The following is a 17,989-nucleotide window of genomic DNA, read 5'->3' on the forward strand; positions in this document are numbered from 1 at the left end:
CGACGCCGCACCAACGGCCGCCCGGTGACGATCTTCTCGATCTCGCCGGGCGGCCCGCGGGGCGCATATGATGGTCAACGGTGTTGGTTCGTCCCGGCCCTGGCGGTGGGGACGTCGTAAGAGGGAACCCGGTGCGAGACCGGGACTGCCCCGCAGCGGTGAGTGGGAACGACCGCCGTCAACAGAGCACTGGACCGCGAGGTCTGGGAAGCGACGGCCAGTAGGCGACCCGGTGTCACGAGGTGACCCGGTGTCAGGCCCACGAGTCCGAAGACCTGCCAGCGCTGCGCACGCCGCCGGTGTGCGCCGTCGGCGGCCTCTCGGGAGGGCCAGGGCGGAAGCCGGTACCCGACCTACCTGCCTCCCCTCCCGTGCCGCCGGGCACTTCGAGGGAAGGACCCCTGGATGACCACCGCATTTGGTCGCAGCACCGTGCTCGGCTACCCGCGCATCGGCCCCCACCGCGAGCTGAAGAAGGCCGTGGAGGCGTACTGGGCCGGCACCGTCGACGCCGGCGATCTGGAGAGCACCGCCGCCCGGCTCCGGGCCGAGGTCTGGCGTACGCTGCGCGATGCCCGCCTCGACGCGATCCCGTCGAACACCTTCTCCTACTACGACCACGTGCTCGACACCGCCGTGGCCGTCGGCGCGATCCCGGCCCGGTTCGCCCGGCTGGGCCTGTCGGCGCTGGACACGTACTTCGCCATGGCCCGGGGCGTCGACGCCGAGCCGGCGCTGGAGCTGACGAAGTGGTTCGACACCAACTACCACTACCTGGTGCCGGAGATCGGCGCCGACACCGTCTTCACCGCGAACCCGGCGAAGGCGCTGGGCGAGTACGCCGAGGCCCGCGAGCTGGGCATCACCACCCGACCGGTGCTCGTCGGGCCGGCCACGTTCCTGCTGCTGGCCAAGGGCGACGATCCGTTCGCCCGCCTCGACGACCTGGTCGAGACGTACGCCCGGATCCTCACCGCGCTGGCCGAGGCGGGGGTTGCCTGGGTGCAGCTGGACGAGCCCGCCTACGTCGCCGACCGTAGCCCGGCGGAGATCGACGCCCTTCGCCGCGCGTACACCCGGCTCGGTGAGCTGGCGCGGCGGCCGCAGATCTTCGTGGCGACCTACTTCGGCGAACTCGGCGACGCTCTACCGGCCCTGCTGGACACGCCGGTCGAGGCCATCGGCCTGGACCTGGTCGCCGGGCCGGGCAACCTGCACCGGCTCGCCGCCGCCGGCCCGCTGGGTGGCCGGACCATCGTCGCCGGCCTGGTCGACGGCCGCAACATCTGGCGTACCGACCTGCGGGCCGCCGTCGCGGCCGGAGCGACGGTCGCCGGGCTGGCCGACCAGGTCGCGGTGGCCACGTCCTGCTCCCTGCTGCACGTCCCGGTCGACCTGTCCGGCGAGACCCGCCTCGACCCCCAGTTGTCCGAGCGGCTCGCGTTCGCCCGGCAGAAGGTCGACGAGGTCGTCCTGCTCGGCCGCGCGCTGCGCGACGGCACCACCGCGTTGCCCGCGCCGTTGCCGCCCATCCCGGCGGCCTGGCGCCACGACGACGTCCGGGGACGCCTGGCCGCGCTGCGCCCCACCGACCGGCAGCGCGGCGACTACGCCAGCCGGGCCGCCCGGCAGCAGGACCGGCTCGGGCTGCCGGAGTTGCCGACCACCACGATCGGGTCGTTCCCGCAGACCGCCGAGCTGCGCAAGGCCCGGGCCGCGCACCGCGCGGGCAGCCTCGACGACGCGGGGTACACGGCGCGGATGCGCGCCGAGGTCGAGCACGTCATCCGGCTACAGGAGCGGCTGGGACTGGACGTGCTCGTGCACGGCGAACCGGAACGCAACGACATGGTGCAGTACTTCGGGGAGCAGCTCGACGGGTTCGCCGCCACCGAGCACGGCTGGGTGCAGTCGTACGGCTCCCGCTGCGTACGCCCGCCGATCATCTACGGCGACGTGGCGCGGAAGGCGCCGATGACCGTCGCGTGGTCCACCTACGCGCAGTCGCTGACCAGCAAGCCGGTCAAGGGCATGCTCACCGGCCCGGTCACCATCCTGGCCTGGTCGTTCGTCCGGGACGACCAGCCCTCGGCAGACACCGCCGACCAGGTCGCGCTCGCCCTGCGCGACGAGTGCCACGACCTGGAGTCCGCCGGCATCCGGGTCATCCAGGTCGACGAGCCGGCGCTGCGCGAGACGCTGCCGCTGCGCCGGGCCGACCAGCAGGCGTACCTGGACTGGGCCGTCGCCGCGTTCCGCCTGGCCACCAGCGGCGTCGCCGACGACACGCAGATCCACACCCACCTCTGCTACTCCGAGTTCGGCGAGGTGATCACCGCCATCGACGCGCTCGACGCCGACGTCACCAGCATCGAGGCGTCCCGCTCCAAGATGGAGGTGCTCGACGACCTCGCCGCGATCGGCTACGGCCGGGGTGTCGGCCCCGGGGTGTGGGACATCCACTCACCCCGGGTGCCGCCGCAGGACGAAGTCATCGAGGCGCTGCGCCGGGCCGTCGCGGCGGTGCCGGCCCGGCGGTTGTGGGTGAACCCGGACTGCGGCCTGAAGACCCGCGGCTACCCCGAGGTCGAGGCGTCCCTGCGGCACCTGGTCACGGCCGCCACCGAGGTACGCGGAACCTGACATCGTTGCGCCGGGCGGTCCTTCCGTACGGGACCGCCCGGCGCGCCACGGCAGGGGCAGCCACTGCACGTTGGCTGCCCACACTGCCGTACCGCTGTCCGCAACGCTGCCGCCGCGAAGGCGTGGCACCCCGTGTGGTTGTCTGCCGACGATGGCGCTACGGAACTCCACACGTTCTCGGCCGATCCGGAGGCGCGGGACAACCGCCCATACGACTGAGATCGTCACGCGCCGGCTGGGAGCCTCTTCCGCCTCGGTTGCCCGACCATCACGGGTGTCGGGGCGATCCGCAGCCCAGCCGGCTGGACGAAGATGGCCCGCCGGTTGACCGCTTCCCCTGCCGGGTTCAACTCGTAGCCTTCGAGCCAGATCCACCCGTCGTAGGTGGTCCGATCCAGCACCCGGATCACGCGGAACAGGATCGGCCGGAAGAACTGCACGCTGGCCTCAGGCCCTACACGGAGCAGGTCGCCAGCGCGGAGTGTGGTCACGGTAGCCATCCGAGGAACCTTCGGTGCAACTGCCCGGCCGGAGCCCATCCCATGTCCTGACTGGCTGCCAGCATGCACGAGCCCAGGTAGAGCGCCAGGGACACCGGAGCCTTGTCGTACTCGGCTTGCAGCTCAGCCCGACGGGTGCGGCATGGCCAGGGAGCACCACACCCGGCACAGGTCCAGATGGGCAGCACCGGCCCGTGCGCGGTCATGGCGCCTCCCTCGGCCAGTAGCCCCGGTTGATTGGCACCCGGTACGTGGCTCGGCAGCGGAGATCCCGTCCGCATCGGCAGGTCGCCCGCCTGGGGATGTGATTCCACGTCGGACGGTGCCTGCGCGCAAGCGTGAACGCTGCGCCAAGCAGGAACTGGTCGTAGGTCATGTGCCGGCTCATCTGGCCCCCTTGTCGATAGGGGCGCGGCAGCCGGGCCACGCACGGTCATCCGACCACCACACCCGGCAACACCGTCCCATGCACGAGGGCAATCCGCAATATGCGGATCGTCGACTTTCCTTCTGCGTGTCTGCGAAGGGAAGTCAGGTTTTTCGCATGGCAAGATGACGGTCATGCCTCCACGTCAGAGCCCTACCGTCAGGCGCCGACGCTTGGCGCTGACCCTCCGGCAACTCCGTGACAGAGCAGGGATCACGTCAGCGGAAGCGGCGAGGCGCGTCGACCATGACGCGAGCTGGCTCAGCCGAATCGAGACGGCCGAGGTCCGGCCACACCCGAACGACGTGCGGGCCCTGCTGTCGCTGTACGGCGTGGAAGGTGCCCAGGCCGAAGCAGTGATCGCGGTAGCTCGTCAGGCGAAGCAGCGCGGGTGGTGGCAGCGGTACAGCGACGTCTTGCCCGACTGGTTCGCCGCGTATGTCGGGATGGAGTCCGAGGCGTCCGTCATCCGCACCTACGAGTGCCAGATGGTGCCCGGCCTGTTGCAGACCGAGGAATACGCGCGGGCAGCCTTCGAGGGTGCGCCGGTCCCGATGCGAGACGGCGAGGTTGAGCGACAGGTCGCGCTGCGGATGGAGCGGCAAGCCATCCTGACGGTCGACGACCCGCCGATGCTCCGCGTGGTCATCGACGAGGGCGCGGCCCGCCGGATGGTTGGCGGTCCGGAGGTACTGCACCAGCAGCTCACACGACTGGTGGAGGAGTCCACACGGAGCAACGTCCAGATTCAGCTGCTGCCTTACTCGGCTGGCGTCGGGTTCGATGGCAGTTTCGTGATCCTCGACTTTCCGCCGATGCCCGAACCCTACCCGGACGCAGCCGAGGAGCGCATGGTCTACGTCGACACCCTGACCGGGGCGCTATACCTGGAACGTCCAGGGGAGATCGCCGCCTACGCCGCAGCGCACGAACAACTACAAGCCCTTGCGCTGGCACCCAAGCCCACGCGAGATACGCTGCGTGCGATTGCAGCAGACCTGATCACCTAGGAGGCCACGGCATGGACCTGCCTCGCGTCACCTGGCGCAAGAGCACCAGGTCCGGCTCCAGCGGCAACTGCGTCGAGGTCGCCACACCGCCCCAGGTCGTCATGGTCCGCGACAGCAAGGACCGGCAGGGCCCAGTGCTGTCCTTCACCGCCGACCAGTGGGCCGGCTTTGTCCAGGGAATCAAGACCGGCAGCCTCGACGCCTGAGCAACGGCAGACCTGACATCGCCGCGCCGGGTGGTGCTCCCGCACGGGACCGCCCGGGCCGACACGGCAGGGCGGCGTCAGCGGCGCGTGGCAAGGACCACGCCGGTGAGGCAGAGGGCACCGCCCAGCAGGGAGAGCGCCGCCGGCATCTCGCCCAGCAGCGTCCAGGAGAGCAGGACGGTCACCGGCGGAACCAGGTAGGTCGTGGCGGTGGTGCGACCCGCGGTCCAGTGGGACAGGACGTAGCCCCAGGTCAGGAAGCCGATCGCGGTCGGGAAGACGCCCAGGTACAGCATGCCGAGGGTGGCCGCTGGCGGGGCCGTGGCGAGTTCCCCGAGCAGCGCGGGGGCGAACGGCAGCAGGGCCACCGTGCCGGCCAGCGCGCCGAGCCAGGTCATCCGCACGGCGTCCACGCGTGCCAGCAGGCGTTTCTGGAGCAGCACGCCGAAGGCGTACAGCATGGCGGAGAACACCGCCAGCGCGACGCCGACCTTGTCGGCGTGCCCGGTGAAGCCGCCGGCGGCGATCAGAGCCACGCCCGCGAAGGCGACCGCCACCCCCACGCCGAGCCGGCCGGTGAGCCGCTCGCCCAGGACGAGGATCGCGGCCACCGCGACCAGGATGGGCGCGACCGCCACCAGCAGTGCCGCCGTCCCGGCGTCGACCAGCCGCTCGGCGGCGTTGAGCGCCACGTTGTACCCGCCGAACCAGGCCACGCCCCAGAGCGCGACGAGCCCCAGGGTCCGTCCACCGGGCCGGCCGGAGCGGCGGGACGCCGGGCCGCCCGGTTCCGGCGTGCCGTGCCCCGGGCGCCCGCTGCGGCGTCGGGCGCCGGTGGTGAGGGCCACGAACGCGCTCAGCGCGATGCACGCCGCCGCCATCCGGCCCAGCGCCATGGCGCCGGGGGAGTAGTCGTGCCCGGCGAACCTGATGCCGACGAACGCCGACGCCCAGAGCAGCACCGTCGTCCCGGCGGCGGCGCCGATCGGCCAGGACCGGGGCCGATCGGCGGGCCGGGCGGGGGCGTCCCCGGCGGCGTCCCGGGTGCGGGCGGTGGTCTCGGAGCGGGTCATGCGGTGATTCTGATCCGGCTGACTCTTAAGGACCAGCGACTATTTCTACACGACAGTTCAGTAGCGCTTTATAGTTGCGGCGTGCTCGACGTCCACCGCCTCCGGGTCTTCCGTTCCGTCGTCGCGTCCGGGTCGGTCCAGGCGGCCGCCGCGAACCTGGGCTACACCCCTTCCGCCGTCAGCCAGCACCTCACCGCGCTCCAGCGCGAGACGGGCCTCACCCTGCTCGCCCGGGTCGGGCGGGGCCTGCGACCCACGGCCGCCGGGCACGCCCTGGCCGCCGAGACGGACCGGGTGCTCGCCCGCCTCGGCGAGGCCGAGTCGCTCATCGCCGACCTGCGATCGGGTCGCACCGGTGTCCTGTCCATCGCCTACTTCGCGTCGGTCGGCGCGGCGTGGATGCCGCTCGTGGTGCGGCGGATCACCGCCGACCTCCCCGGCGTCCGGCTCGACCTGGAACTGCGCGAGCACATCCCGAACAGCCGGGAGGAACGCGCCGACCTCCAGGTGATGGTGGCGCCCGCCGGCTTCGACCCCGGTTCGGGCTTCACCGCCCACCACCTTCTCGACGACTCCTACGTCGCCGCGCTGCCCGCCGGGCACCGCTTCGCCGACCGGGAGGCGGTGGACCTGGCCGACCTCGCCGACGACCGCTGGATCGACAACGACTTCGCCCGGGGCTGGTGCCGCGCCAACCTCATCGAAGCCTGCACCGCCGCGGGCTTCAGCCCCACGTTCCGGGTCGAGGCGCACGACTACCCGACGGCGCTCGCCTTCGTCGGCGCCGGCATCGGTCTCACGGTGCTCCCCGCGCTCGCCGCGGCGACGCTGCCCGACGGCGTGACCAGTGTCCGGCTGGTCCGCCCCACGCCGATGCGGTCGATCCACGTGGTGGTGCACGATGCGGTCGAGCACACACCGGCGGTGCGAACCGCGCTCGCCGCGCTCCGGGAGGCGGCTACTGACCGGCCGGGCGGAACCCGGTGACCAGGTACTGCATCCGATGTTCGTGGTGCGGTGCCACGCCGTACCGCCGGTCCAGTTCGTAGATCGACCGCAGCGGCGTGGCCGCGACCTTCGTCAGGCCCGCCCGTTCCAGCACCGCCACGGTCTGGTCGATGGAGGTCGCGGTGGCCAGCGGCAGCGCCGCCCGGACCTCGCCGTCGTAGTGGTCGGCGAAGTTCTCGGTGGCGTCGTCCAGGCCGTGCGGGAACCAGGTGCTGTCGACCACCGCGACCGTGCCGCCGGGGCGCAGCAGGCGGATCCAGTTCGCCACCGCCGTCTCCGGCTCGCGCAGCGTCCACATCACGTAGCGGCTGACGACGGCGTCGAAGCTGGCGGCCGGAAAGTCCGGGCGTACGGCGTCGCCGTGCCGGATGACCGGGCCGGCGACCATCGCGGCGGCGTGCACCCGAGCCCGGTCCAGCATGCCCTCGGCGAGGTCGATGCCGGTGACCCGGTGGCCGAGTCCGGCCAGCACCATGGCGGCCTGCCCGGTGCCGGTGCCGACGTCGAGCACGTCCAGCGGCGCCGGTGGCAGGGCTTCGGCCCAGACCTGTGCCCAGGCCCGCTGGTCGGCGGCGAGGCGGTCGGGCCGTCGCTGGTACTCGTCGTAGCCGGGCGCGCGGCCGGTCCAGTACGCGTTGATCCGGTCCTGCGCCGTCATGCGGCACTCCTCTCCACAGCGGGCTGGTCGACGGGGTGGAACAGCAGGTGGATGGCGCCGTCAAGTTCGAGCCGCTGGATGCCGATGCCGTAGACGGGCTCCAACACGGCCGGGTCGAGGACCTTGTCGGTGGTGCCGGCGGCGACGACCCCGCCCTGACCGAGCAGCACCAGGTCGTCGCAGTAGCGGGCGGCCAGATTCAGGTCGTGCAACACGACGACGGAACACGTGTCGAGGTGGCGCACCAGGCGGAGGATCTCGTGCTGGTAACGGATGTCGAGGTGGTTGGTGGGCTCGTCGAGCAGCAGGTGGGTGGCCTGCTGGGCCAGTGCGCGGGCGATGAGCACCCGCTGCCGCTCACCGCCGGAGAGCCGGGCGAACGCCCGCGAACCCAGGTGGGCGGCGCCGACCCGGGTCAGGCAGCGCGCCGCGATCTCGTGATCCGTCCGGCCGGTCCGTTGGAAGGTGGACAGGTGCGGGCCCCGGCCCAGCAGCACCAGCTCCGCCACGGTGAGGGCGGTCTCGCCGCCGGTCTCCTGCACGACCACGGCCAGCCGGCGCGCGGCCTCGCGCGGCGGCAGGGCGGACAGGTCGTCGCCGTCCACGACGACCCGCCCGGTGCCGCTGCGTAGCGCGCCGTAGAGCAGCCGCAGCAGCGTGGTCTTACCGCTGCCGTTCGGGCCGATCAGCCCGAGGACGCGACCGGGGCGCGCGGTCACGCTGACCCCGTCGATCACCGGGTTGGCGCCGTAGTGCCAGGAGACCCCGGTCGCCCGGATCACGCGCCGGTCCCGAACCGCTGCACGATCCGGTCGAGGCCGTCGATCGACAGGGGGGTCGGTGGCTCGGTGAAGTTGAACAGCTGGGTCAGCACGTCGCCGTTGCGGACGGCGGTGAGCTGCTCGGCGCCGGGGAGGCCGGTCAGGCCCTGCTCGACCGCCGCCGGGTCGCCGTCGCCGTAGAGCAGGATGAGCACGTCGGGGTTGCGGCCGAGCAGTTCCTCGACGGTGACCTCGAAGACCCGTTCCGGGGTGTCGCCGAAGACGTTGCGCAGGCCGGCGGCCTCCAGCTGCGGGTGGGCCATGCTGGCGGTGCCGTACGCGTACGTGACGCCGCCGCCGACCGTCGGGTACAGCACCGCCGCGGTGCGGCCGGACGAGGCACCCGCCCCGGCCCGGATCGTCGCCATCCGCTCCTTGAGCGCGCCGACGGCATCGGCGGCCGCCGCCTCACGACCGAACACCCGGCCGTACGTCTCCAGTTGGGCGTAGATGTCGTCGAAGGTGGGCGTGGCCGTGGTGTTCGGGCACATCGCGGGCTCCTCCAGCAGTGGGATGTCCACGGCCGAGAGGGTGTCGCGGGAGAGGTTGTCGACCTCGCCGAGCACCAGATCGGGTTCCTGGCTGATCACGACCTCCTTGGAGATCTGCAGGTGGCCGCTGGTGTCGGTCTTGTCGGTGAGCAGCGGGATCCGGTCCAGCTCGGCGAGGGTGGCGGCGTCGTAGTACTCCCTGGGGTACTGCCCGGCCCGGGCGGTGACCCGGTCCATGACGCCGAGCGAGTGCAGGTACGGCACGGCCGCGCTCTTGAGCAGGACGATCCGCTGGGGCGCGGCGTCGAAGGTCACGTCCACGCCGCAGTTGGTGACGGTGACCGGGTAGCCCGGGCCGGTGGCGGTCGGCTCGTCGGCGGCCCCGCCGCAGGCGGCGACCAGCAGCATGAGGGCGGACGCGGCGGCGGTGCCGGCGAGACGGGTTGCCTTCATCGATTCTCCTCGACTCATCGGGTGCTCAGGCGTCGGTGGCGTGCAGACGCCGGATCAGGATCAGCAGGAAGGGGGCGCCGAGCAGGGCGGTGATGATCCCGATCGGGATCTCCTGGGGAGCCAGCAGGACGCGGGCGAGCACGTCGGCCCAGACCAGGAGGATGGCGCCGAGCAGGGCGGCGACCGGCACCACGCGTACGTGCGGTGCCCCGACGATGCGCCGGGCCAGGTGCGGGACGACGAGGCCGACGAACCCGATGCTGCCGGCGGCGGAGACCAGCACACCGACGCTGAGGGACACCAGCACGAGCAGGCGGAGCCGGAACCGGTCGGGTGACACGCCGAGGGTCTGTGCGGTCTCGTCGCCGATGGCCAGCACGTCGAGCCGTCGACCGGCGATGGTCAGGTAGCCGATCATGCCGCACAGCACGACCGCGGCCACCAGCAGCAGGGCGTTCCACCGGGCCAGCCCGAGGGAACCGAGCAGCCAGAACATCACCGACCGGGCGCCCTCGGCGGAGCCGGAGGCGAAGATCAGGAAGCTGGTGGTGGCGTAGAGCGCGTAGCCGACGGCGACGCCGGAGAGCAGCAACCGGATCGAGGTCACCCGCCCACCGCTGCGCGCGATGAGGAAGACCAGTAGCGACGCACCGAGCGCGCCGAGGAAGGCGCTGGTGGACAGGGCGTACTGCCCGAAGCCCGCGCCGGCCCCGAACAGGATCGCCGCGGCGGCCCCGCTGGAGGCGCCGGAGTTGATGCCGAGCAGGTACGGGTCGGCCAGCACGTTGCGCACCATGGCCTGCAACGCCACGCCGCACACCGCCAGTCCGGCGCCGACCAGCATGCCGAGCAGGACCCGGGGCAGCCGGACCTGCCAGACGATGGCCTCCTGCGGCGGCGTCCAGGTCACCTCGCCGGGCAGGCCGACGAGGTGGTGCCCGATGATCCGGGCCACGGTCGCCGGGGGGATCCCGATCGCGCCGGAGCCGACCGCGGCCACCCCGGTCAGGATCAGCCCGACCGCCAGGGCGAGCAGCCAGAGCCCGGTCCGGCGGCGCTGTGCCGCGACGCCGAGCAGGTCCGGCCGGCCCGTCGGCAGGGCGGTGACGGTCACCGTACCCCCATCTGCATTCCCTTGGTTCTTGCAAATACTTGGCAAAAGCTAGCAGCAAGATCAGGGCAGCGGAAGGCGGATGAGTCGTTGCTCACCGAGCGGGAGGTCAGCGGCCCCAGACGCGGGCGAGAGCGAGCGGGTCACCGGTGGTGAAGTTCGGCGGATCGTGCAGCAGGAAGTCGCGGTGGCTGATGTTCCACGCGTAGGCACCGGCCATCCCGAAGACGAGGACGTCGCCGACCGCGATCGGGTCGCCGTCGTCCGGGTGGGCCAGCACGTCCTTCGGCGTGCAGAGCTGGCCGACGACGGTGACCGGGCCGCCGTCGGTCCGGGGCCCGGCCCCGCCCCGGGGCACCACGACGAACGGCTGGGAGTGCCCCTTGGCGGCCGGGGTCCGCAGGTGGTGGGTGCCGCCCGCGACGATCACGAACCACCGGCCCTGGGACCGTTTGACGTCGACGACCTCGGTCAGGTACGAGCCGCAGTAGACGCTCACGGCGCGACCCGGCTCGATCCGCAGGCGGACCGTCGGGTGTTCGGCCAGCACCTCGCCGAGCAGCCGGCCGTAGGTGTGCCAGTCGAAGCGGCGATCCGGGTGGCGGTAGTCGACGGCCATGCCGCCGCCGACGTTCACCTCCCCGGCGCGCAGGTGCCGCACCGCCCACTCCGTCACCCCGCGCGCCACCGTCGCAGCGGCCGCCGGGTCGAGCCCGCTGGCCAGGTGGGCGTGCACGCCGCGTACCCGGACCCCGGCCGGCGGGTCGTCGGTGAGCCGGACCGCCTCCTGCGGGTCCATCCCGAACGGGCTCGCCGCGCCGCCCATCACCAGGACCGCGCCCGGCGTGGCGACGGGCAGGTTGACCCGCAACAGCACGTCGACCGTACGCCCGGCGGCGCGGGCCAGCCCGGCGAGGCGGTGCAGCTCCGTGGCGGACTCGACGTGCACCCGGGCCACCTCGGCGGCCAGTGCCGCGGCGAGATCCTCCTCGGTCTTGCCCGGTCCGGCGAAGGCGGCCACCCGCCGGCCGGGCAGCACGGCGGCCAGGTGGTGCAGTTCGCCGCGACTGGCGGCCTCGAAACCGTCGACCGTGCCCGCGAGGGTCCGCAGGATCCCCGGGTCGGGGTTGGCCTTCACGGCGTAGAGCAGCTCGACCCGCTCGGGCAGGGCCGCCCGGACGGCGGCGGCGTGGCCGGCCAGGGCGGCGAGGTCGTAGACGTACGCCGGTCGGGTCACCCGGCACCGCCCAGCGGGTTGGGCACCGCGACGTACGGCGCCCACTGGTCCGGTTCCCGGCGCCAGCGGACCAGCAGGTTCGCCTTTGCCGTGAGCGGGGCGCCGTCGAGCAGCGGCGCGAGTTCGGCCGGCTCGCCCAGCTCCGCGTGGCACGCCTCGACGGCCCGGCGGACGTGGCGCCACAGCCGATGCTCGGTGCCGGGATGAGCGTCGGCGAGGGCGGCGGCGAGACCGGCGAGATGGTTGACGAACAGGCAGTAGGTGACCCGCCGCGCCGCCTGGGCGGTGGTGTAGGCGGCCTGCCGGGGCACCCGGTCGGGCCAGGTCGCCAGGCGGCCGGTGTCGAGCTTGAGCCCTTCGAGATCACGCAGGAGCAGGCGCGCCGGACGGCCGTCCGGATCCAGCACCACCAGGACGTTCTGCAGGTGCGCCTCGTGCACGACGCCGTGGCGCAGCCACAGCCGCAGGACCGTGGGGACCAGAAGGTCGACGTAGGCCCGCCACCAGTCCAACGGGTCCGGCACGGCCAGCGGTGTCGCGGCCAGGGCGGCGGCCAGCAGCACCGTCTCGCCCGGCCGCAGGTGCTCGCGCAGGCCCGTACGCAGGATCGTGCCGTACGCCTCGTCCGGCCCGGGCAGGTCGACGGTCCGGTAGCCGGGCTCGGCGAGCAGACCGATCCGCTCGGGAAGTGGCACACCGGCCAGGAACCGGGTCAGCGCCACCGCACCGGTCAGCTCGTAGCGCGCGTTCTTGCGCAGGCAGTTGGTGATGCGTACGTGCAGGCTGGTCTTGAGGAACAGGTCGGCCGACGGCGCGTAGAGGGTACGGACGCTCGCGGTCGGGCGCACCGGCACGCCGGCCGGACCGAGGCGGCGCAACCGAGGATCGGCCGGTGGCATCAGGGACAGCTGCCAGGGGTGCACCGGCAGCAGGTGGTGCCCGGGCGGCGCGGCGGGTGGGTCCAGCGGCGCGATCAGCTCGTCGAACGGCCCGTCACCGGCCAGCAGGTCGGCGGGGACGGCGAGCCAGCTCAGCCGGAAGGCGCTGCGCAACTCCGGGGCATAGCGGTGCCAGCTCGCCGGATCACCGCTGCGCCACTTCGGACTGGGATGGTGTGGATGCCCGTGCACCAGGGACTGCTCGGAGTCGACGTAGGTGTCGACCACCGGGTCACCGGTCGGGGTGGGATCGGCCGGCGGACGCCGGTGCAGCAGCGTGGCGAGGGTGTCGCGGCTGCCGAGCACCTGGGCGACGAACTCGTCGTTGGCCAGGCCGGTGCGGGCGGTCAGCTCGGCGGCGAGCAGCCGCGCGAGCCGCGCGCCGTCGACCGGCTCGTCGGGCAATGCACCGCCCGTGACGGCGGTGCCGTCCACTGTGGCCCGGCACCGGACGGGGCCGACGTAGCGGTGTGCCAGGACGGGGGAGACCCGCGACAGCCGGCAGGAGAGCGTCAGCCCGAGGTGCGGCAGCCGGATGCGTACGATCGTGCCGGTGGTCTCGGCCTCCCCGTCGGGCGCGGCGACCTCCCGCAGGTAGCAGGAGAGCAGTGTGTGCGCGGCGGCCAGGTCGGCCGCGTACTCCGCCGGCAGCGGCTGCTCCGCCGGCACCGGCTGGGCGGCGGCCTCGGCCGTCCGACCCCTCACGAGTCGCTCCGCAGGTAGTTGGGGCCGGTGCGCAGGTAGTGCTTGTTCACGTCGGTGCAGCCGAGCCGGTGCTTGGGCAGCAGCGTGCCCGCGGTGAGCATCGCCTTGACGGGCAGCCGGTCGGCGGTGAGCACCCGGTCGACGAGGCGCCGGGTGGCGGGTGTGTCGCCCCACCGGTCGCGGGCGGCGCGCAGCCGTGGCGGGAGCGCCTCGGCGGGGGTGGGCACGTCGACGCCCTGCTCCGCGAGGGCGAGCAGCGGCGCCGCGGCGGCCAGGTGAATGGTGATAGTGACGAACATGTCGGCCAGCTCCCGTGGGTGGCGAATCCACATCCGCTCGTCGCGCAGCCGCACCGTCTCCGCGTGCCGCCGATCCAGGCGGGCCCCGTCGTTGTCCTTGTAGAGCAGCCGGACCGGACCGTCGGGCGGCAGCACCAGGTGGATGTTCTGCGGATGTGCTTCCAACGCCACTCCGTACCGTAACCAGAGGAACACGTGCCAGTCGAGCAGGAGATCCAGATAGGAGCCGAGCAGCCGTGCCGGATCGCCACCGCCGACCCGCTGGGCCACCGTACCGGTGGTCGGATCGGCCGCGGCGAGGGCGGCCACCGGCACCACCGTCGCCCGTTCCCACCCGGCCGGCAGGCGGCGCAGCAGGAAGGACCGGAGTTCGTCGTCGCCACAGTGGCCGAAGGTGCGCTCGTCGGCGTGGATGATCCGGCCCGCGAAGCGTGGCTCGCCGGCGGCGAGGCGGTCCAGCAGCCCGGCCACCGCCGCCCCGTCGGAGAGCGAGTCGGGTGCGAGGGTACGGCGGTTGCGCGCGCCCAGGGTCGCCGTCGGCAGCGGGAGCTTCAGGTGCGTCGCCGGATCGGTGTCGAGGGCGACGGTCCGCATCGACAGGGTGGGCCGTACGGTGACGGCCGGGCGGTCGAGGACCGGCAGGTCGGCCCGGTCGGCGGTGAGCGGGTGCACCGGCAGCAGCACCTCCCCGGTGCGGCGGGGGGTCGGCCACCAGTCGGGCAGCCGGCCGCTCAGCCGCAGCTCCCGGGCCGGCACGGGCAGCCACCGCAGGGCGAACGTGGGAGCGTGCTCGGGTGCGTACCGGCGCAGTTCGTCCGCGTCGAGGCCGTGGCGGCACCGGTCGGTGGGGTAGACGGGATGGCCGGCGTGGGCGGCGAGCACGTCGTCGAGCAGCGCGCCGGCGAGACCGGCCGGCGTGGTGGCGCGGGCGGCGGCGACCCGGGCGTACGTGCGCGACCGGGTCTCGGCGGCCAGCCGGCGGGCCAGCAGGTCCTGCCGGCACTCGGCGACGAAGGCACGCCAGCCCTCCTCGGCCTCGGCGTCGGCCTCCGGCGCGAGGAGGTCCAGCAGCTCCGCCACCGTGTCGACCCGCCGGGCCGGATGACCGGGCTCGTGGAGGTGCGCCTCCGCGCGGGCCAGGCGGACGGCATGCTGGAACCCGTCGGGGCGTACCGGAAGGCGCAACCGGCCGGCGCGGTGGGGCGCCTGCCACCAGCCGGGGCGGTCGGGCCCGCCCCGGCTGCTCAGGCCGAGATGGTCCTCCCGCAGCAGGGCGTCCAGCACCCGGCGGAACACCTCCCGCTCTTCCGCACTGCGTTGATGGTTCGCTCGCTCGCGCATGCTCACGCCGCCGCCTCCCTGCGGTCGGCGACGCCGCGAGGCTCTTCCGCACTGCGTTGATGGTTCGCTCGCTTGCGCTCGGTCACGGGGCGATCAGCCAGTCGAGGCCGGCGCGGAAGTCGGCCAGCGTACGGCGGACGGTGACCGGGTCCGGCCCGATGCCGTGCAGCACGGCCAGGTAGTCCCGGTTGGTGCCGGTCCACCCGGCAGCGGTGCCCACCGCCCGCAGCGGGCGGCAGCCGAGCCGCACCCCGTCGCGGAGCGCGTCGACGTGCCCGGGGGCGGCGACGAGGGTGCCGCTCCGGTCGGCGCAGACGTACTCGACCCGGGCCGTCCGCCCGAGCGTGGTCGGGTCGGGCAGGCCGAGGTCGGCCACGGCCTCGCCGAGGTGCAGCCGGATGACGTACTCGAACAGCGGCACCCCCAGCAGTTCGGCGAGGATGAGGTCCATCCGGTCGCCGATCAGCCGGTCGTTGACCTCGATGAGGCGGGGCCGCCCGTCGTGCACGACGAACTCGGTGTGGCAGGCGCCGAACCGTACCCCGAGCGCGTCCAGCTGGGCGTGCACTCCGGCGGCGACCGCCGGGGTCGCCGGTGCCCACTCCAGGCACTGCTCGGTGAAGGTGGGCGGCGGGCCGAGCGTGGTACGCCAGCCACCGAGCACGGCCAGCGTCCGGGCGTCACCGAGGGTGTCGTGGGTCCGGACGTCGCCGGGCAGGTACTCCTCGACCACCAGCGGCGCGCCCGGGCGGCGCCGGCGGATCTCGGCGACCCGACGGCCGAGGTCGTCCTCGTCGGTGACCAGGTAGGCGTCCTCGCTGGCGACCCCGTCGCGGGGCTTGACCACGGCGGGAAAGGCGTCGAACGCCGGCGCCTGATCCGGCGTGAGCACCCGGGCACGTACGACGTCGAGGCCCGCCCCGGCGACGGCCCGCCGCATGGCGGCCTTGTCCTTGCAGCGCCGCGCCGCCTCGGGATCCTTCCCGGGCAGACCGAGGCGGCCGGCCGCCAGCGCGGTCGCGGCCTGCAGGTGGTCGCTGTTGGAGAGCAGACCCACCGCCGTCGGCCCGGCCCGGACGGCCTCGGTGACGGCGTCCGGATCCCGTACCGCGCAGGGCCGCGCCGGCACCGCTCGGGGCCAGTCGTCGGGCCGGTCGGTGAGCACGGTGACCGGCACGCCGAGGGAGTCGGCGGCCGGCAGCAGGCCGTCGAGCACGGCGTCGGTCGGATTGAGGGCGGTCAGGTACAGCATCACGAGCCGGCGCGGCGACCCGTCACCGGGCGCGCCAGTAGGCCAGCGCCTCCACCTGCTCCTTGCCGACGCCGAGACCCCGCCTCAGGTGCTTGACGATGCTGCGGGTGCTGGCGGCCTCGCACGCCACCCAGTACAGGGCGTCGTCCTGGACGGTGGTGAGGGCCGTGGTGACCGCCTCCACCAGGTGGTCGCCCTCGTCGCGGCGCGGCACCCACACCACGTCGTCGTGCGGGCGGGTCCGCAGCGGCAGGGTGCGCTCGCCGTCGTGGGCGTACTCGATCCAGATCCGCGCCGACGCGGGCCCGGCGACGTCGAGCAGACTGTTCACCGCCGGCAGCGACGCCGCGTCCCCGACCAGGTAGAGGCGGGCCGGCGCCGGGTCGGGCAGGGTGAAGGCGCTGCCCTGCACGGTCGCCTCGATGGTGTCTCCCGGCCGGGCCGTCGTGGCCCACCGCGCGGCGCAGCCGTCGTGCAGGGCGAACACGAGGTGGAAGCGCCCGCTCGCCGCGTCCGGGTCGACCAGGGTGTACGCCCGCTGATGAGGGCGGCCGTCGTTGTCGAACCACAGCCGGATCCACATGGTGGGGTGGATACCGCACGTGCGCAGGAGTTCGCCCCCGTCGACGAGCAACCGTTGGTAACGGTCGCCGACCGGTTCGCTCTCCAGGACGGTCAGCTGGAAATTCCTGCCCCCGAACGCCTTGAGCACGAGGGCTTCCCAGTTCCGTTTCACGTGTTCCTCCACCATGGATGCGTTCGGGTGACGAAGAGCTGTGACCCGCTCAGAGCTGTGACCCGCTCACGGAGCGGAGGTCAGCGGCAGCGCCCGCACCAACATCCGGTGCGAGCGCCAGCCCGGAAACGGGACGAGGTCGCCGACGTGGTCGAACCGGATCCGTTGCAGCGCGTGCCACACCCGGGTGTTGGTCTCGGCGACCGCGAGCGCGACCCGCTCCTCGCGGCGCCGGGCCAGCAGCTCGGTCGTCATCCGGAGGCCGAGACGATGCCGGCGGAACTCGGGCAGCACGAACGCCTCGCACACGGCGAAGGTGCGCCCCTCCCACTCGATCGCGAGGTCGGGATCGTGTGTCGAGGTCAGGTCGCGCCACCACAGCGTCTCCGGTGGCAGTGGACAGCCCATCACCGTCCCCGCCAGGTGGCCGTCGACATAGCCGAGGGCGGCCTCGAAGCCGGGCGCCTCGGCGGTCCACCGGAGGCGCTCCGTCACGGTCGGCACGCTGTGGTCGACCAGGTGGAGGTCTGCGGCGTGCACCCGACGGTAGACCTGGGCGAGCGCCTCAAGGTCGACCTGGTCGGTGACGACGACCGTGCTGTCCAGACCGCCGATCGCCTCGGTCGCAGCGGGCGACGACGACATCGAACCCTCCCGAGAAGTTTGGTTAGGCATACCTAACCAGCACGACGCCGGTCGAGCAAGTCCCTGCGCCATGGACCCGGCCGGACTCGACAACGCCACCAGCCACCTGGGTCGCCCTCCTCCCGCCCTCCCCCCGATTCACCTCGCCAGCCCCTTGCTCTGCTTCAACCCACGCAACGGACGACGTTCCGGCGGCAGGTGCCGCCGGCGCGCAGTCTCTTCGTCGGCATCCAATAGGAGATCTGACCGGTAGAGGGAGCCCACCACAGCGCAACGGCGACAAACGTCCCGGCCCGGGTTCATGATCCGCGCAACTTCCCTGATACTGCTGCCTCGGCCGAAGCTGAGGATTTAACTCGTGGGTTGGGGGTGGTGGAGGTGGCGTGTGGTTCGTTCGGTGTGTTGGCGTGACGTGGGGCGGCCACCGCCTGATCA

16 protein-coding genes and 1 riboswitch are annotated in these 17,989 nt (G+C 73.1%); of the genes, 4 read left to right on the forward strand and 12 right to left on the reverse strand.

Annotation, left to right across the window (positions count from 1 at the left end; translation table 11 throughout):
• Positions 1-67: 67 nt before the first annotated feature.
• Positions 68-298: riboswitch (cobalamin riboswitch) on the forward strand.
• A 107-nt stretch (positions 299-405) separates the two neighbouring features.
• Complete coding sequence (gene metE, locus O7615_RS25060; protein WP_278180241.1) at positions 406-2,643, forward strand: 5-methyltetrahydropteroyltriglutamate--homocysteine S-methyltransferase; 2,238 nt, start codon at positions 406-408, stop codon at positions 2,641-2,643.
• Between the two features lie 224 nt (positions 2,644-2,867).
• Here metE and O7615_RS25065 read toward each other — a convergent pair whose 3' ends face one another.
• Positions 2,868-3,143, reverse strand: coding sequence for a hypothetical protein (locus O7615_RS25065; RefSeq protein WP_278180242.1), 276 nt, complete (start codon positions 3,141-3,143; stop codon positions 2,868-2,870).
• Between the two features lie 600 nt (positions 3,144-3,743).
• Between O7615_RS25065 and O7615_RS25070 the strand changes: the two genes are divergently transcribed.
• Positions 3,744-4,580 carry a helix-turn-helix transcriptional regulator gene (locus O7615_RS25070; RefSeq protein ID WP_278180243.1) on the forward strand — a complete coding sequence of 279 codons (837 nt, stop codon included), beginning with the start codon at positions 3,744-3,746 and terminating at the stop codon, positions 4,578-4,580.
• Positions 4,581-4,591: 11 nt separating this feature from the next.
• A complete protein-coding gene (locus tag O7615_RS25075) occupies positions 4,592-4,786 on the forward strand; it encodes a DUF397 domain-containing protein (RefSeq protein WP_278180244.1) in 195 nt (64 codons plus the stop codon).
• Between the two features lie 77 nt (positions 4,787-4,863).
• On the opposite strand, the gene O7615_RS25080 is transcribed toward O7615_RS25075, so the two are convergent.
• Positions 4,864-5,859 (reverse strand): EamA family transporter, encoded by a 996-nt coding sequence (locus O7615_RS25080; protein WP_278180245.1) that lies wholly within the window; start codon positions 5,857-5,859, stop codon positions 4,864-4,866.
• A gap of 81 nt (positions 5,860-5,940) precedes the next feature.
• On the opposite strand from O7615_RS25080, the gene O7615_RS25085 reads away from it, so the two are divergent.
• Positions 5,941-6,846 carry a LysR family transcriptional regulator gene (locus O7615_RS25085; RefSeq protein ID WP_278180246.1) on the forward strand — a complete coding sequence of 302 codons (906 nt, stop codon included), beginning with the start codon at positions 5,941-5,943 and terminating at the stop codon, positions 6,844-6,846.
• Here O7615_RS25085 and O7615_RS25090 read toward each other — a convergent pair.
• The 10 genes from O7615_RS25090 to O7615_RS25135 form a co-directional block, all read right to left on the reverse strand.
• The gene (locus O7615_RS25090; RefSeq protein WP_278180247.1) at positions 6,818-7,525 is read right to left on the reverse strand and encodes a class I SAM-dependent methyltransferase; all 708 of its coding nucleotides are present in this window, start codon (positions 7,523-7,525) and stop codon (positions 6,818-6,820) included. The two genes, O7615_RS25085 and O7615_RS25090, sit on opposite strands and share 29 nt — an antisense overlap.
• A complete protein-coding gene (locus tag O7615_RS25095) occupies positions 7,522-8,307 on the reverse strand; it encodes an ABC transporter ATP-binding protein (protein WP_278180248.1) in 786 nt (261 codons plus the stop codon). Before O7615_RS25095 ends, O7615_RS25090 begins: the two co-directional genes overlap by 4 nt.
• Entirely contained in the window at positions 8,304-9,290 is a 987-nt protein-coding gene (locus tag O7615_RS25100; RefSeq protein ID WP_278180249.1) for an ABC transporter substrate-binding protein, read from the reverse strand. Before O7615_RS25100 ends, O7615_RS25095 begins: the two co-directional genes overlap by 4 nt.
• A gap of 25 nt (positions 9,291-9,315) precedes the next feature.
• Complete coding sequence (locus O7615_RS25105) at positions 9,316-10,404, reverse strand: iron ABC transporter permease (RefSeq protein WP_278180250.1); 1,089 nt, start codon at positions 10,402-10,404, stop codon at positions 9,316-9,318.
• Positions 10,405-10,510: 106 nt separating this feature from the next.
• On the reverse strand, positions 10,511-11,638 hold the full coding sequence (locus tag O7615_RS25110; RefSeq protein ID WP_278180251.1) for an alanine racemase: 1,128 nt from the start codon (positions 11,636-11,638) through the stop codon (positions 10,511-10,513).
• Complete coding sequence (locus tag O7615_RS25115) at positions 11,635-13,281, reverse strand: IucA/IucC family protein (RefSeq protein WP_278180252.1); 1,647 nt, start codon at positions 13,279-13,281, stop codon at positions 11,635-11,637. Before O7615_RS25115 ends, O7615_RS25110 begins: the two co-directional genes overlap by 4 nt.
• Entirely contained in the window at positions 13,278-14,921 is a 1,644-nt protein-coding gene (locus O7615_RS25120) for an IucA/IucC family siderophore biosynthesis protein (RefSeq protein ID WP_278182223.1), read from the reverse strand. The genes O7615_RS25115 and O7615_RS25120 overlap by 4 nt, the downstream gene beginning before the upstream one ends.
• Before the next feature lie 82 nt (positions 14,922-15,003).
• A complete protein-coding gene (locus tag O7615_RS25125) occupies positions 15,004-16,173 on the reverse strand; it encodes a siderophore biosynthesis protein (RefSeq protein WP_278182224.1) in 1,170 nt (389 codons plus the stop codon).
• Between the two features lie 22 nt (positions 16,174-16,195).
• On the reverse strand, positions 16,196-16,909 hold the full coding sequence (locus tag O7615_RS25130; RefSeq protein ID WP_278180253.1) for a siderophore-interacting protein: 714 nt from the start codon (positions 16,907-16,909) through the stop codon (positions 16,196-16,198).
• 66 nt (positions 16,910-16,975) lie between these two features.
• Complete coding sequence (locus O7615_RS25135) at positions 16,976-17,554, reverse strand: GNAT family N-acetyltransferase (protein ID WP_278180254.1); 579 nt, start codon at positions 17,552-17,554, stop codon at positions 16,976-16,978.
• Between the last annotated feature and the right edge of the window lie 435 nt (positions 17,555-17,989).

This window comes from Micromonospora sp. WMMD1082 (assembly GCF_029626175.1).
Classification (GTDB): domain Bacteria; phylum Actinomycetota; class Actinomycetes; order Mycobacteriales; family Micromonosporaceae; genus Micromonospora.